Below are 17032 nucleotides of genomic sequence, written 5' to 3' on the forward strand. Positions count from 1 at the left end.
AGATGTCGCTGATCGAATATCAGTCACTATGGTTCTCCAATTGGTTTACTACGGCAGATGCCAGACAGTTGCCTGCAACATTGAGCCCTGTTCTACCCATGTCGATCAGTGCGTCGACTCCGAGGATCGTCATGATCGCTGGGGTGGAGAGATGGAACATTGAGGCTGTCGCTAGCAGGATCGCAAGAATGGCTCTGGGGACACCGGCGAGGCCTTTGCTGGTGACCATAAGGATTGCAATCATAGCCGCCTGAGATCCCAGAGATAGATGGACGCCGGATGCCTGCGCTGCAAAGATCGCCGCGATCGAGAGATAAAGGCTGGCTCCGTCCATGTTGAAGCTGTAGCCGGCGGGAATGACGAACGAGACGATCCATCGGGGTACACCGAACTCCTCCATGCGCTCCATGGCAAGAGGCATCGCTGCTTCGGAGGTGCTGGTCGCGAACCCAATGGCAACGGGCTCGCTGACTGCCTGAAGAAATTTGCGAAGGGGGATCCTGGCCAAGATAGCGATGGGCAAAAGGACCACGACAAGAAATGCGAGGATGGCTCCATAAAATGTCGCTACGAGCTTTGCCAGTGGCAATAGAGTGCTGAGCCCCATGCTGCCGACTGTATAGCTCATGGCCGCGCCGGCCGCAATTGGAGCGAAGTACATGATGATCCTGGTGAACTGGAACATTGTGTCCGTGAGCGACTGCAGAACAGAAAGCAGGGGCGCTTTCTTTTCGTCGGCGAGGAGAGCGAGTGCGACGCCGAAGAGAATTGCGAAGACTGCAACCTGAAGGATCTGGTTCTGTGCAACCGCCTGTGCAATATTTTCGGGAAATATATTAAGGAGAAATGACTCGAGCCCTGGATGCGTCGCTGTTGTCGCAATAACGTTGTTGGTGGTTGGAGATGCTGGCAAAGCGAGGCCTTCCCCAGCATGGGAGAGATTGATGGCCACCGCACCGAGGAGAAGTGCCAGGGTAGTGACAACTTCGAAATACAGAAATGTCTTCCAAGCGATGCGGCCAAGATGACGCAGGCCTCCATGCGCTGCAATTCCCGTGGTGAGCGTGCCAAGGATCAGCGGAGCTACGATGAGTCGCACGAGTCGCAGGAAGATCTCGGCAAGCACATGCAGACGAATTGCGACGTGAGGGGCGTCCGCGCCGAGTTCAGTTCCCGCAAGAATTGCGAAAAGGGTCCAGGTTGCGATTGAGCGGCGTTGCATCGCTACGAAGGCCAATACTGCGAGGCCCGCGACGCGGATACCCATACCAAGGGCATGAGAATGCGCAAGGCAGATCCCCGTGCCATAAATAACCAGACCGGCGACAGTGAAGATGTTCAGAGCCTGAGAGGGAGTTGAGCGAACTTGGACCATGTCTGCTTTCTATGTGCCTGAGAGATGCGCTCTTGAGACTATCGATCAGGCCACAATGATCCGCGAGTCGTCATACTGTGCTGAGCATCGTCACCAAGTTCTATATATTTTGTCGGATGCCAAACCTTATATTGGTATATAAGATATTACGAAATGCCAAATATCACTCACCTGGAATGCTCGCGCTGCAAGGCTCTTTTCGATCCCTCCCTCCCACAGACAGTTTGCACGCAGTGTACTGGGACGCTCTACGTCCGTTATGACCTTGCCTCGGCGAAGGGGATTGCGACACGAGGGATGCGATTGGTACAACGAAGCAAGACCGCACCTGGTCGGGGATGTGGCGCTACCATTCCGTTCTTCCATCGGTTGCTCCAGTCACGCTTGGCGAAGGTTGGACGCCGATGTTGCCCAGCCGCAGATATGAGAATGTCTTCCTGAAAGAAGAGGGGGCTAACTCCACCGGAACATTCAAAGCACGCGGGCTGGCACTGGCGATTACGATGGCTCGCCATTACGGGATCAAGAAGGTCGCAGTCCCTTCTGCGGGGAATGCCGGAGGTGCCGTCGCAGCCTATGCTGCTGCTGCAGGAATTGAAGCACATATTTTTATGCCGAAGGATGTGCCGTTGGCGAACCAGGTAGAGTGCATTGCTTATGGCGCTCACATGACCCTTGTAGATGGTTTGATCTCTGATTGTGCGCGCATTGTCGGTGAGCGAAAAGAGAAGGAGGGCTGGTTCGATCTTTCGACGCTCAAGGAGCCCTTTCGCGTTGAGGGCAAGAAGACCATGGGATATGAGTTGGTGGAGCAGTTGGGGTGGGAGTATCCCGATGCCGTCTTCTATCCGACCGGCGGCGGCGTTGGGCTAATCGGTATGTGGAAGGCGTTTCAGGAACTCGAGGATCTTGGGTGGGTAAAAGGCAAGCGCCCCAAGATGATTGCCATCCAGGCCGCAGGATGTGCTCCGGTGGCGCGGGCCTTCGACAGAGGAGAAGCCGTAAGCCAGATGTGGCAGAATGCCGCCACGTTTGCCTCAGGGTTACGCGTGCCCAAGCCTTATGGCGATTCCATCATTCTGGATATCGTGCGAGAGTCGCAGGGGACTGTGGTTGCCATGACGGATGAGGAGATCTTTGCGTCGCTAAAGGACTGGTCATCCAAAGAGGGCATCTTGCTCTCCCCCGAGGGAGCCGCGGCGACCGCAGCCTACAATCATCTGCTAAGTACAGGTTTCCTCCATCCTTCAGATCGCGTTGTGCTCTTTAATACGGGATCAGGTAATAAATACACCGATGTCATCGCGCACGCACTTAGGCTAACGTAAAGAACGATCCTCGCTATTTCCAAGGTGTGCCCTCGTTCTGTTGTATATGCCTAATCTTCAGCAAATAGATTAGGCACAACTATCGACCACAAATTTTCCTTTCCAACGCGAACGGCCCTCTGAGAGATCGGATGGCCGTTCGCGCTTGTAACTGAAAGACTAGAAGTAGACACGGGCGCCCATCTGGATCTGACGTGGAGAGTTACCCTGCGTTTTGGTGACACCCCAGGAGTTTGAAGCCTGCAGGCTCAGGCTTGGGCTGGCAAAGTCCATGTGATTCATCACGTTTTGGAATACCCCAGTGAGTTCCAGGCTGTACTTCTCGTAGATCACGAGCTTCTTTTTGACGCTCAAGTCGAGGTTGAGATAGGGAAGCCCGCTGATCGTTCCTGCACCACCGGACCGAGAATCCAGACCAAGGATCAGAGGACGGACGTTGTCAAAGACAGCAACGGGATTTGTGAACATGTTGACAGCGGCTGAAGTACCACCAGCATGAACAGCCGTACCGACGGCTACACCGTTCGGGTCCGTGCCACCGAGAACACCGCGATGCGTCTTATATCCACCGGTGTAAGCGCGGGTAAAGACGCAGTTTTCGGTGTCGCTCAGGTTGTTTCCATCGTTGCCACCGAAGCTTTGGCCGGAGTTGTTGGTCACGCAGTTTAGCGGTTGGCCTGAGCCGGCGGTCAGGACTGGCGCAAGCGTCCAGCCTCCCGCGATCCGGCCAATAAGGCCCGCCTGCTCTCTATACCAGGGAGTGTCATAGACGATGAAGGTGTTGAAGATGATCCTCTGGTCAAAGCCCTGACGACCATATTGCAGGCTCGGGTTAAAGTTGTCTACGTCCGTTACACCGCTAGCGGACTGGTTGCCCGGTTGCAGACCCAGCGCCTTGCTGTAGGTGAAGTTCTCCTGCAGCGTAAGGCCGCGCCAGCCACTGGTCTTGAACGAGATGTACCCGCCGTTGTAGTTGCTATAGCCATTCGGCACATCCTGGTTCATGCCACTCACGACTTGGCCGGCAGAGCCGAAGGTGGCGTTCGAGGTGGGGGTGCCCATCAAGCTGCGGGCGAAGTAGAATTGCGGGTTTGTTGCCGAAGCTGCAGCGCCAAAGGTGTTGTTGTCCAGCCCCTGCCACAGGCTGAAGACCTTCTGCTGGCGAAAGTCGGAGGCATAGGTTGCATTGGCTACGAGTGCAGCCGTGCAGCTCGCGTGTTTTGCGCAGAAAGGAGAGTTCGGACCACCCAGGGCATTTTCAAAGAATGGCTGAGGAGCTATGCCGGAAGGCGTCGGGCTCTTGGCGCAGAGGCTGGCCGAGGTGGTGCAACCGAAGGCAGTTTCGATCGCCATGTAAGCAGACTCGAACGATTGACCTCCTAAGGTCATCATGTATGGAACCGAGTTGGGATTCAGCTGATTGAACTCATGATGGACGATTCGTCCGATATAACCGACTTCCACCAGCATCTTGCGGTTGATCTGGCGCTGCACCGAGACGTTGAACGTATCAACGTCGTTAGGACGCAGGGATACGTCAACGCCCGAGGAACTCGCGATGCCAGGACCATCAACGCCTGGATGATAGGGCTGTGGGAGTTTGTTCGTCACGGCCGCGCTGGCCAGAACGGGTGAGATTCCGTCTTCACCTTGGCTCGTGTTGCCGAATCGATAGGCCGTCTGGTCTGTGTAGTTGGTCTGGGTGCAGTTACCTGTGCCGGTTATGCCTGACTGCGCATATTTGCACTGCGTTCCAACAATCAGCCCAGGAGCAGCCAGTAGCGGAAGGATCTCAGCATCGCCGTTTACGCGGCCATAGATGCGTCCGTAGCCTGCGCGGATAGCGGTAGCGCCGTCACCGAAGAGTTTGTTCAGGCTCTCATTTTTGAACTTAGGAGTCCACACGGCTGAAACGCGCGGGCTGACTCCGCCGTAAAAAGGATTGTAGGGATACTTTCGGTTGCCCAGCACATTGTGAATCTCGGCCCAGCCTATCTCGGGATTGTAGACCTGCCCGGCGAGAGCTGCGGCCTTGCGATCGTTCAGAAACTTCTCGGTACTAAGTGGATTGCCGGCAGCGTCGGTGAGGAGGGATTCGTTGCCATTACGATCCGTAGGCGGCATTTCGACGGCGTAGCTCAAACCGAGATTCAGGGTCAGTGTACGGTTGGTGCGCCATGTATCGGTGATGTAGATGTTGTAAAAGGGATTGCTTGCGTGCCCGGTAACAGGTGTCAAGGGTGGGTTTAGTGTTAGTCCGCTGGCAGTGTTGCTATAGGTGTTGGCTACCTGCGTGTCGGTCACAAAGCCATAGTAGGTGTCGAGTATGCGTGCATAGGACGAGGTCCCTGCACCCACGGCGTTGAGGCCCGTGTAGGAGATATTGCCGCCTCCACCGGTATCCCCGATCTGGTAGGTCGGTGTGAAGTTGATGCTGGTGCCATTATCTGTGCGCGAGAAGAAATAAGAGTTGTGCTGAAATTGACCACCGACCTGGATGAGATGGTTTCCTTTCAATTTCGTCACGTTGTCGCTGAAGAAATTGTCCTTGCCGTCCCAGGAACGGGTGCGGATGCTCGACGCATTAACGTTGTAGGGAGAGAGTACCGTGGTTGCGCTCTCCCCCAGGGGCTCGATGGCTCCTCCCGCGCCCGCGATCTGCGCGGGAGCATTGGCGTCCTGCCAGTTCCAGTAGTTGCGCAGAAAACTGTAGTGAAAGTCGTTGGTGAGGCTGGAGCTGATGTTGGTGGTGACACCTATGACCAAGTACCAGGGTTCCTGGGGGCGAGGGGCGACTGCAGTTGCCACGCCAATTTTATCCCCAGAGAGCGCGCCGCCAATGTCAACCTGATTACTCGTGACGCTATTGAAGTTGTAGTACCGATAGCTGGCCATGACGTGCCATTTGGCGCCGAAGTCGTGGTCTACGCGGGTGACGAAGAAGTTACTGCTCTCCGGGGTATTGACGATAGTTTTATAACCGATGGTGTTCTTGCCGTCGCAATAGGATGTCGAGAGCGAACCGCAGCTGCTATCGAAGACGCCAGCGTACTGCGTTCCGTTGAATCCAATCGATCCGCCGTCGCCGATAGGAGCTACAGGCATCTGGGTGTTGTAGTAGTTGGTGAGCGTCGGGTTCATGCCGATCTTGCGGGGATCGGCGGCTGTCAGTTGATCCTTGGTGTAGGTGTTAGAGCCAAAGGTAAGTTGACCTAGCTGCAGATACTCGTAGGACGGTACCGTGCGCTCATAGGTGGAAGCCTGAGGATAGCGGAAGCCTTCATACATGGCGAAAAGATAGGTCTTCCCTCCGAAGTATTTCGGTAGAACAGGCCCACCCGCCGCCAGGCCGAAGCGGCTGTAGTGATAGCTGGGTTTCGCGGTGTAGCTGGTCGTTCCCGCCAAACCCACGCCGGGTGTGGAGGCGGTGAATTTCTCGTTGGGGAAGTTATCCTGCCAGGTATTACCGTTGAAGTTGTTATTGAGGTAGTACTCGTATGCGGTGCCGGTCCACTTATCGCGGCCACGCTTGGTGACCGCTTGTGTCTGCGAGCCAGAGGAGTTGTTGAAGTCAGCGGTCTGGCCGGTGGTGGACACCTTAAACTCTTCAATGCTGTCTTGCGGCATGGGCATCGTACCTGCCTGGGGTTGTCCTCCGGGGCCACCCGTGGTGGATGCGGCGAATGATGTCGTATAGGTCGAGGAGGTGCCGTCCATATCGAAGGTGTTGTTGCCGCCGTCCAACATGAAGGTGGCCTGGTCGGTGGTGGTGCCGGCAACGTTGCCACCAGGGGTGACTCCGGGTTGCAGCGTGCTAAAGGTGGACACCTCGCGGCCGATCGTTGGCAACGAGTCGACCAGCGCAGGATCTACGGTCGTGCCGGTACCTGCGCTCATTGTCTGGAGATCTGCGTTGGATGCCGTCACCTCAACCGTGGTGCTGTCGGCCCCTACCGCCATCTTGAAGTCTGCCGTCGTTTGCGAACCGACGCTTACCGTCAGCGCAGGAATCTCATCGGTTGAGAACCCGGTCTTGGTGGTCTTGATATCGTAAACGCCGGGAGGAACATCGGGAACGATGTACTGGCCCTGACGATTGGAGGTTGTTGTGCGCGAACTCTTCGTGGCTGGGTCTGTGATGATTATGGCCGCACCAGTGATGAGTGCTCCACTTGAGTCGGTGACTGTGCCGACGATCGTACCGCTATTGGTGGCCTGGCCGAAGGCGCTGAACGACATCGTCACCAGGAGAAGGGTGGTGCAAGTCATAAAAAGCCGCCGCCTGAAGTTAGCGTTTTTCATCAAGTTCCTCGTATTCGTTCATATGTCTTGAAGTTGAGAAGTCGAGTGCTATTAGGTAAGTGATCCTTGCGCGCAATCCTTCCGAGACGAAGGGCTACTGTGACGGCATTCAGTAGTTCGCTGACATCGCAACATCGGGATAAGGGCGAAATTCGTAGATTCAATTCAGTCTCCAAATAGTTTCGTTATGCCAATAGATGTTTGGTCCTCGTGCGCTCCAGTGGAATCATTGAGGACAGGGATGGATATGTGTCTGGTAGAGACGGCGCTCCTGGAACTTGACTGTGAATTCACCTTAGGAACGTCAAACACTGACTCTTTCGCGAATCATATTTGCGAAAGACAGAAATCAATTGGAACTCATCGCCTCATCTATTGAGGCTCGATTACGTTGTAATTGCTCTTCGCGCCGCTCAGCCGCCATCGGCGAAACCGATGACGGCGTGCTTCTCTTCTTTGGCGTGAAGTGTTCGTTGTAGTTACAGCAGAGAAGGTGAAGCTGGCGGACATCACTAGTTGCCTTCCTTTAGATCTGCGGCTTCCGCAAGAGAGACATCTTTAGAGCTGGAGTAAAGCAAGGCGTTGAAGAGAAACTTGTAAGTGACCTCCGAGATGGCACGGTATTGCGGACGGAAGCCGAAGAGGATGATATGACCCTTGCCGACGTTCTGCTGCGCGATGATCGAGTTTCCTTTGAGAAGTTCGCCACCCTGAACCCATCCGCTGAGGAGTGGAGTCTCCGTACCGAATGAGGCGATGGATTGCGCGTCGGAACTTACATGGAAGACCGGGCCGTTTTCGTAAAAGATGGGCACGCTCGGTGTTGATCCGAAAGCGATCGGATTGTTTGTCTCAACCGAGACCTGCAGGATGGAACCGGGGATATAGAACTTGTGGCGGTCGATGCTGTCGAGTCCATTTTCGATGGCACCGCCCTTCTTTGTGTAGACCTCGGATGCGTGGTTGAGGGCAACGATAGTACCGCCATTGTTGGTGAAGGCTTCCAGGGCCGAGACGCCATCGGGGCCGAGGCCGCCAGTGAACTCAGGTGGTGTTTGCGGTGGTGGGGTAGCGCCGTCATTTGCGTTCGCTACGGAGCGACGGCCTCGGCCTTCGCCCCGGCCACCTGCGCCAGCTTGCGCATTGTTGCCGGTTGGAGGCGCGGCGGGCGATTCGCCTTCACCAAAACCACGGCTGCCCGAGGTGATGGCACGCGCCGAGTTGTCTGGAAGCACGATCACATCGAAACGCTGATCGAGACCACCCTTGCGGATATCGGCATCGACGAGCCTCGTGTACGGAATATGGTTTTGGTCGAAGATAAAGCGCGTCCAACCTTCATCCATGGACGGTACCCAGCTCTGGTAAAGGCCGACGCGCGGCAGGTGAACGGCGAGAGCACTGCCCGTGGGCACGGCAGGAGCGGCTTTGATCACGAGCGAAAAATCCGCTGCCAGTTTGCTGAGTTTCGCTTCAATTCCGGGCTGAGTAGGAATGTAGATGGTACCGGGGGCAGCGCCCGAAGTAAGGCGGTAAGCCTTCACATCTTGCGCGAGAAGAGCGAAGAGGGCATACAAGCTGGAGTTGGTGTTGTCAGCGATGAGATAGCCTGTGGGTGACTGGCCTTCAACGCGACCTGCCGTGGGTTTTGCCGTCGTAACAGGTTCACTGGATGCATCGAACTTGTCTTTTACTTCGACAGCATTCACGCCAAAGAGCAGCGGGAGAGTCTGGGCCGTAACGTCATAAGGTCGCTGCAGCGGGCCTCCGGGATACTCAGCGATGTTGGGGTAATGCTGGATCTCAAGGACAGTCTTGACAAAGGCGCCGAAGGGCTGCCCGAGCGGAACGATATAGCTGCCCGCGGCAAATTGCTGGCCGTTCGCCGTAAAGGGCGCCGTTGCGCGTTGGACTTCGATGTCAGCGATACGAAGCGTGTTGACGAGGCGTGCGGTGACGACGGGATCAGCCTGTTCGGCGGGAATAACCCAGGCGTAGGGCTGGCCTGACGTTCGGTTTACCGCGTGCTGTCCAATTGTGTAGAAGTTCGTAAGATAACGCTCGCGAAAGACGGCGGCGTTGTACGCAATGGAGAAGAAGGCGTCATGCTGGTAGTCGACGATATCGCTGAGGTGCCACCAGCCACCCTTCCAGGGATTAGGGAAGTTCCAGGCGGCGACTTTCGCATCGTAACCGATACCGCGGCCCAATCTTTCGAAGGGAGTGTTGACGGGTGTAGCAATGTTCACACTCGCGGATTCAGTCAGGATGCGAAGGCCGTTGTGAAGCGAGATGTAGTCACGGAGCGGTGACCAGAAATCATAGACACCATAGGAAAGGACACCAGTTTTGCCGGTTTGCGCGATCTCAAGCGCCGTATTGGAGCCCAGTGAATTAATCGAAGATATCAACAACGGATCGATGTTGGGATCGAAAGGATCCACGAAGGGCGGCAGGTAAATACGCGCCGCATTTTCACCTTGCTGGTGCATGTCATAGAGAATTTCTGGATGCCAGCGGTTGAGGACCTTTTCGACGGTGAGGCGTGTTTCTACTTGAGTGAAGGTCTCCCAGTCGCGGTTGTCATCGTGACCGGTGTAGTGATGCCAGATGACGGGAGGCTGTGCTCCCTCATAGGGGGTGCCGAGATACTTCTTGTACCAATCGACGACGAGCTGTTCGCCGTCGGGGTTTTGCGATGGCACCAGAACAATGATCACGTTGTGCAGGATGGACTGGATGCGCGGCGTGTTTTCCGTAGCTAGTTCATACGCAAACTGCGCAACGCTCTGTGAGCTGGCGATTTCAGTCGAATGAATATTCGCAGTCACGGCGATGATGGTCTTGCCTTCTGCGATAAGCGTTTTAGCTTCTTCAGGTGTGGTGATACGAGGATCAGACAGCCTGCGCTGGATGTCTAGATAGTGATCCAAATGTGCGAGATTCTCCGGCGCTGAAATGGTGACAGCGATGAATGGCCGGCCTTCCGTGCTTTTCCCGAGTTCTTCGTAGCGAATGCGGTGGCTCTCGGTCGAGAGCTTTTTGTAGTAAGCCGTAAGCTGATTCCAGTCAGCCAGCTTGCGGTCCGCACCAAGTTTGAATCCGAAGGCTGATTCCGGAGAAGTAATGGCCTGCTGCGCTGTGGCGGCGCCGATGCCGACCAAAAAAACAAGAAGTGCTGTAACTCGTTTCATAGACTCCTCAAACGCTGCTGATCGTTAGGGACTGAAGGCTCTTCTCTCGGATAGCACTGAGCACAGTGCGTCCATTGGATGACAAGCTGAGTAGTCAGTCTGAATGATGAGAAATTGATTTTTGGGGCAGGGCGCTACGAACGAGCGGGCATGAAACAACAACACAGCGTCAGGGGATGACGGGAAGCCACGGAATGGCTGAGTTGTTTCATATATCACATACTATACATGGAGCATTCCGAAATGCTAGTCATGCGGTATAAAAAATACTACCTAGCATTTCTTATTAATCGGATGAGCCTGGAAGATTACAACCCTGGCAGAAATTGCTCGCTCTACGCTGACCTCAAGCTGCTCCGAAACGAATTGAGACAATTATGAAAGAATCATCGAGCAGATTGAATACCTTCATGTCGACTACCTTTCAGAAGCTACCTAAAGCCCCTAACCTAACGGAGATGACATATCTCCGCATCAAGCAGAGCGTGCTAACCGGCAGTATAGAACCCTCTTTTCGGCTAACTGAGGAGCATATCGCCACCCAGCTCGGTGTCAGCAAGAGTCCAGTCCGGGAAGCATTGAATCGCTTGGAGGGAGAGGGATTAATTCGGATCGAGGCGCGACGCGGGGCGTCCGTGCGGCAGTTCTCTCGCAAAGAGGTTACCGATCTCTACAACTTGCGGGTTGCATTGGAGCTGCATTCGATTTCTGACGCCTCAATCACTCGTACGGTCCTTAGTGAGCTGGAGGAAAGCATTAAGCGCACGGAAGAAATCCTGAAAGCTGGGGACCGTTTGGCACATATCGAAGAGGATCTCCGCTTCCATCGAATTCTCGCTGAGGCCACAGGGAATGGAGAACTATGCAGTGTCTTCGAAAACGTGCAACAGAAGACATTGCTATGTCGTTATAGATCCTATGAGCTTTCAGCAACGTCGTCGCCGCTAACCCACAAGAAGATCTATAAGGCTCTCACGCAAGGCCGAATCTCTGAGGCGCAGGATGCGATGCGGAACCACATCGTCTACGTGCGCGATCGACTGCTGGAAGACATTGACAATCGTTGAGAGACTCCCGCTGTGGCGCAGCTTGCCATCGCCGATATATCGGAGCCTTCTTTTTCTGATGGCACTGAGGAGCAGCAACACCGCTGGACGCAGGTGTATGACATTGCGCGCTTCGATGCGACTCAGCGGGAGCTAATAGATGGTTTCCATTAGTCATGCCATATCGAGATGGCACGACACCACCGCCAACGTTACTAATCTCGTCCAAGGTAAAGCCCTGACACAGCATCGATGGAGTTGCCAATCGTGCCGCGAGGGCTTGGCACTATAGTGACTCTGCTGTTCCAAGCGGTATCGCGTCTCCGGTTAGTTCTGGGGTGTTGGATGAAGGTATTTTTCGAGGAAGGCCAATTGGCGTTTGTAAGAATCCAGACGATGCTCCGGTTGCTGGAATCCATGCCCCTCATGTGGATAGGTCACATAGTCATAAATCTTCCCGTCCTTTTTAAGGGCTGCGACAAACTCCTGTGATTCCTGCGGAGGCACCTGCGGGTCCTCTTCGCCGTGCATGACGAGCAGTGGCGTTGTGATCTTATTCACGTCGGGCAGAATATTGGCTTTGCGATAGATGCTAGGCTTGGCTTCGGGCGGGCCTCCCATCTTTGTCTCCCAGCGGATGCGGGAGTTGCGGTTGGTGTACTTCAGGAATAAAGCCCGATCCACAACCCCAAACATTTCGATCGCTGCTGCAAAGGTGTCGGGGAGTTTGGTAACTGCATTTGCAACGATCGTGCCTCCATGACTTCCGCCTCCGATCGCTACCCGTTGAGGATCAGCGAGACCTTTATTTACGAGTGCTTGTACAGATGCTCCGATGTCGTCGATTTCTCCCCCACCTGAATCTTCGACGTTGAGATTGCGAAAGCGCTCGCCATACCCGGTGCTGCCGCGAAAGTTCGGCTCAAAGACAAGGTATCCCTCCTGCGCGAGATAGAGCGACCATGGGGTCAGACTGAGAACGACCTGAGCCTCCGGGCCGCCATGAGCCCATATAACAAGCGGGTAACGGGTTCCATCCTTATAGCCTTTCGGCTTATAGAGAATTCCGGCGAGCGGAAGGCCGTCTTTACCCTGGAAGTGGAAGACTTCGGGTGCGGGAAGATTGGCCTGCTCGTATTTCGAGGGAGGTAGCGGATTAAGAGGATGAGCTTCACCTCCGTTTGTCGCTGCGGTATAGGTTGCCGGGGAGCGGAGGGCGGTTCCTCTCTGAAAATAAATCGTTGTGCCGTCGGGTGACCATTGCGGATCGGATTCAACACCTGCGAGATGGGTGAGACGGCGTGGTTTTGATCCATTCAAGGGCACGATCCAGATGTGATGTTCCTCAGCAAATTCGCGGTTAGAAACGATAGCAATCGATTTTCCATCGGGGGAGTAGACAGGGGTTTCATCTTCACTCTCACCCTTTGTCAGCTGCTTTGGTTTTCCTCCCGAGGCGGGAATGAGAAAGACCTTGTCCCAGCCGGTTTCCTGAAAACCACTGCTAAGGTCTTGCTGTCCGGTGACCAGGCTGCGGTGTCGATGGCCCATGCTCCTCCACGATCGTTGCTGGCTACATAGATATCCCTTGCGGAACCTTTTGCCTTGCCGCTGGCCTGATCGAAGGCGAACACTTTGAGTTTGCCCGAGAAATAAGGGCGAGAACGTTCGGTGTAGGATATGCGGGTGCCATCGGGCGACCAGGCCGGGTTCGGGGCGAAGCGGTCAGAGGAGACGGCATCTCCATGGTCGGGCGATGGGTTGTTGGTGGCGTCTTCACCGGTATAGATTTCAGCAGGAGCGAGATCGTTCTTTGTTTTGCCATCTTCGCTGACGACCCAGAGCTCATTCCAGCCTTTGCGCCCAGACTCATAGAGAATCCATTTGCCTTTCGGATTCCATTTCGGTAGATGATCGGTAGCTCCACGTGGATCTCCTGGACCTACAGGGCCATCGGTAAGTTGCGTGGGTTCTCCGCCGCTTGCGGAGACGATCCAGATATCTCCCTGGCTGACATAGGCGAGTTTATTGCTGTCAGGCGACCAGCTTACTTCAGACTTGGCGCCGGATGTGGTGGTCACAGGAATGGCCGGCCCTCCAGTTGCTGGTTCAAGAGCTATCTGTCCTTTCTGGATGACGGCGAAATTTTTTCCGTCAGGCGAGAGAACGCCAGGGCGTGACGGAGCTGTCGTAATAAGATCTTCAATCGTGATGTGAGCTGATTGCGCCATCAGGGGCGAGGCGACGAGGATCAGCAAAAGAGAGGTGAGCGTTCTCATGCGAATTTTTCTCCATTCATGATGGCGCGTTCTTAGAACGTGAACTTGCCCAGTAGTACAAGAACGCGACCGGAGACGATGGCGCCTTGTCCGGTTCCATAGATACTGGTGGGCGAACTCACTGTGCTGGTGATAAGGCCAACGGATCCGGAAGCCGCATTTCCCGTGGGTACAGCAAAGTTGGGATGATTGAAGAGGTTATAGGCGCTGACTCCAAACTCGAAAGCAGCACGTTCCTTAACCGGAATTTTCTTGGTCAGCTGGCTGGCTACGGTGAAGAAGCCTGGTCCTCGGAAGCTGTTTGGGGCGATGTTGCCGAAGTCAGCCTGCTGGGCTCGTGTCGCGAACTGTGCGGAGGTAAAGCAGGGCGTCGTGACGGCAGAGCGCGAGCAACTCTTGGTCAGATTGGGACTGAGAAGATCGGACAGAACTGTCCCTCCAAAAGTCGTCGAGAGATTGCCGGGGATCTGACTGTTTGTCACCGAGAACGGACGGCCACTATAGAGATAGAGCTTGCCGCCGAAGGTCCAGTTACCCAGGGTCGATTGGAGCCAGCGATTATTCTGCTTTGGGCTCGTCCAGAGCAGATCGGCGGTAAAGTTGTGGCGTGTATCGAAACCCGTGGGTCCATATCCGGCCCGGAGGTTATAGGGGTTGTAAACGAATTGTGTGGTGGAGGTGCCGGATGGCGGATCAATTTGAAGCGCGTGGCTCCAGGTGTAGAAGGCCTGTGCCTGAAATCCGTAGCTGAAGGCATGGCGGAACTGAGCGACGAGCCCGTTGTAATTGGAATAGCCGGAAGTAAGAACCTGGCTTACCGTAGAGAAGCGCGGGTCCGGGATGGAGGAAGGCAGGTTGCCGAATCCGCCTGGATAGCGGCTAGGTGTACCGATATAAGCATTGGCATCCGCATTCGTGATTGCTTCGTCGTATCCATGATTGCCGGAATACGTGAGCACAAAGACATCGCGGGGAGTGATGGGTTGCTCGATTTGAAGGCTCCACTCGATGACCTTGATGGTATTGAAGTGGTCGGGATAGGCATAGAAGGTCGGAGTGGCGAACTGAACTTTGCCGAGCGCGGCCTGGAGATTGGTGAGATTATCTCCGTTAGAAAAGCCGTTCTGGAAAGCATGATTGGACTGGAAGGCGACAGACTGGGCACTGTTCGTGTCGCTATTGAGGCCTACATTTCCATAGCTAACTGTAGGAGTAAATTTATTCGGTGCATTGCCGAAGATATTCGCGGCAACGCTGCCCGCGAAGGTATTGGCAAAGAGTCCGACGCCACCGCGGATAACGGTTCTACCTTCACCGAGAGGCGACCAGGCGATGCCAATACGAGGTTCGTAGACGAGCCCCTCGAGGTTTGCGAAGGTCTTATTGAGACCCGTTTGGATGGTGGTGTTATAGGGAACTGCGGCTCCGGCTTGATATCCCGAAGCCAGGAATTCTGTATTCAGACGGGAGAAGCAGTCCTCTTTGCAGGAGGGATTGCCCTGCAGTTCGAAGCGGACTCCGTAAGTGATGTTCAGGTTCTTGCGGGCTCTCCATTCATCCTGTCCGTAAAAGCCGAGAGAGTTGAGACGGGTATGGGCCGTTGTCAGCAGAGGAAAAGACTGCGTGAATTTGCTGCCGGTGCCTGTGCTGTCGACCGTGCCGACAGCGAAGTCGGTGAGATCGGTAAAGGTATAGGCTCCGATGACCGATCCGGTGGAGATGCTGGAGTCAGAGATGCGGTTATTGCGATCGTTGACTCCGGCTTGAAGAGTATGACGGCCGCGGCTCCATGAGACATCGTCGATAAGCTGGAACTGCTCGCCGCGGCGTCCCGTGGGGAGCAACGCGTTCACGTTTGCGAATCCGGTTCCTGTGCTGCTGTTCGCGCTTCCATTGGCGCCCCCGTCATTGAAGGTGATGTTGCCGGCAAAGGCCGCTTCCGCGGCAGGAAAATTGGCTACACCAAAGACAGCCGAGTACCAGTTGCCGCTGGCGATGAAATTATTTACAAGGTTCGGCGTAATCGCATAAGTGTAGTTGACCTGAGGAATAGTCCAGGGCTGGTCACTTTGCTGATTGAAGAGGGGACTGATGGGGCTGGTGGCGCTGGCCTGAATGCCCCAGTCGCGGCTGAGACGGAAGTAGATCTTCTGCTTGTCGCTGATGTTGTAGTCGACCCGACCCGAGACATAAGTCTCTGTATTAAGGCTGGCGGCGTTCGTTCCGAAGGCAACGGAGCAGGGTACATCCTTGCCGAACTGCGCTCCGCTCGTACCATTTACATAGGCGCCGGGAAACGTCTCCTTTCCGCATCCAAGATTGCCGTTGCCGTCCTGCAAAGGACCAGTGCCGTTTGTAACAGGCACGGCGCGGTTGACGCCCGGAGCAGCGTTGTAAAGCGCAAATAGCTGCTGATAGTACGGTATTGAGGCTGCAGGAATATGAGCGAGCGTGTATTGCTGAAACTGGGGTGATGGGAGAGAGATGACACCGCTCGACGGCAAAGCATAACGGAGACCCTCCGTATTCGCAAAAAAGAGCAGCTTGTCCCTTAGGATCGGACCACCAATCGAGGCAGCGTATTGATTCGCATCGGCACGTCCGCGTGGTGTGCCGGTTAGATTGTTGAAGTAGTCGTTGGCGTTGAAGATGGCGTCGTTATAGTTTTCAGCTAGATTGCCGTGGAACAGATTTGTTCCAGACTTGCTGATGTAGTTGACCTGCGCTCCGGCCATGCGTCCATATTGCGCGCTGAAGGCGTTCACGACGACTGCCGCTTCCTGAATATCATTCGCTCCGAGAGTGTTGTTGCTGGCTCCGGACTTGTTGTTGAGGTTGTAAGGCTCGGTGATGTCAGCTCCGTTCATGGTGAAGAGCGCGGAACTGAAGGGAAGTCCGTTGACATTGAAGTTAGTGGTGCCGCCTCCAACATTGAGACGAAGCCCCGGAGTGGTGAACGCGATATTGGTAATATCGCCGCCGTTTACTGGCATGTTGGCTACTTCTTTTAGCCCGTACGCCGTAGCCTGATTGGCATTCTCGGTCTCAAGCAACGGGGTATCGCTGCTGACGTTCACCGACTGACTTATCGACTGGATCGCCAGTGTCAGATTTACCTGTTGTTCCTGACCGACGAGCAAACTGAAATGCGCCTGATTGGTGGACTGCCCGGTCGCTTCGGCGGAGACGACATATTCTCCCGGTTTGAGAAACGGAAATCGGTACTGACCCGAAGCATTGGTCTTTGTGGTTTGCACTGTGCCTGTATCTGCTTGCCGAATCGTTACCTCTGCGGAAGAAACGAAGGCTCCGGTCGAGTCAGTTACAAATCCGACAACCGTACCGCTGGTGATGGTCTGTGCCGAGGCGAACACGAACGAGAAAAAGAGTACGACGCTAAGCAGATGAACGCCGATTCTTCGATAACTCATGGGATTTTCCTTGTGAGATAAGCGCCGCTCATGGATTGAGGACGACATAGTGACACCTGGGCGTAGTTCTCGAGATA

At 54.9% G+C, this 17032-nt stretch carries 8 protein-coding genes; 2 read left to right on the forward strand and 6 right to left on the reverse strand.

The genetic code is table 11. The features are described 5' to 3' along the window. Nucleotides 1-19: 19 nt before the first annotated feature. A complete protein-coding gene (locus ACIX8_RS09550; RefSeq protein WP_014265133.1) occupies nt 20-1375 on the reverse strand; it encodes a dicarboxylate/amino acid:cation symporter in 1356 nt (451 codons plus the stop codon). A gap of 338 nt (nt 1376-1713) precedes the next feature. On the opposite strand from ACIX8_RS09550, the gene ACIX8_RS09555 reads away from it, so the two are divergent. Next, entirely contained in the window at nt 1714-2703 is a 990-nt protein-coding gene (locus ACIX8_RS09555; RefSeq protein WP_223295497.1) for a threonine synthase, read from the forward strand. A 159-nt stretch (nt 2704-2862) separates the two neighbouring features. Here ACIX8_RS09555 and ACIX8_RS09560 read toward each other — a convergent pair whose 3' ends face one another. Both ACIX8_RS09560 and ACIX8_RS09565 read right to left on the reverse strand, forming a co-directional pair. Beyond that, nucleotides 2863-6972, reverse strand: coding sequence for a carboxypeptidase-like regulatory domain-containing protein (locus tag ACIX8_RS09560; protein ID WP_044176477.1), 4110 nt, complete (start codon nt 6970-6972; stop codon nt 2863-2865). A 545-nt stretch (nt 6973-7517) separates the two neighbouring features. Continuing rightward, nucleotides 7518-10199: a M14 family zinc carboxypeptidase gene (locus ACIX8_RS09565; RefSeq protein WP_014265135.1), complete on the reverse strand. Its 2682-nt coding sequence runs from the start codon at nt 10197-10199 to the stop codon at nt 7518-7520. Between the two features lie 377 nt (nt 10200-10576). Here ACIX8_RS09565 and ACIX8_RS09570 point away from each other — a divergent pair, with 377 nt between their 5' ends. After that, nucleotides 10577-11266: a GntR family transcriptional regulator gene (locus ACIX8_RS09570; RefSeq protein WP_014265137.1), complete on the forward strand. Its 690-nt coding sequence runs from the start codon at nt 10577-10579 to the stop codon at nt 11264-11266. 306 nt (nt 11267-11572) lie between these two features. Here ACIX8_RS09570 and ACIX8_RS09575 read toward each other — a convergent pair whose 3' ends face one another. From ACIX8_RS09575 to ACIX8_RS09585, 3 genes are read right to left on the reverse strand one after another with little or no spacing between them, the layout of a single operon-like run. Continuing rightward, complete coding sequence (locus ACIX8_RS09575) at nt 11573-12775, reverse strand: S9 family peptidase (protein WP_223295550.1); 1203 nt, start codon at nt 12773-12775, stop codon at nt 11573-11575. Continuing rightward, nucleotides 12676-13524, reverse strand: a complete 849-nt coding sequence (locus ACIX8_RS26160) for a DPP IV N-terminal domain-containing protein (protein WP_044176481.1) — start codon at nt 13522-13524, stop codon at nt 12676-12678. Before ACIX8_RS26160 ends, ACIX8_RS09575 begins: the two co-directional genes overlap by 100 nt. A gap of 32 nt (nt 13525-13556) precedes the next feature. Then, on the reverse strand, nt 13557-16955 hold the full coding sequence (locus ACIX8_RS09585; RefSeq protein ID WP_014265138.1) for a TonB-dependent receptor: 3399 nt from the start codon (nt 16953-16955) through the stop codon (nt 13557-13559). Nucleotides 16956-17032: the final 77 nt, after the last annotated feature.

The sequence above is a fragment of the Granulicella mallensis MP5ACTX8 genome (assembly GCF_000178955.2).
In the GTDB taxonomy this organism is placed as follows: domain Bacteria; phylum Acidobacteriota; class Terriglobia; order Terriglobales; family Acidobacteriaceae; genus Granulicella; species Granulicella mallensis.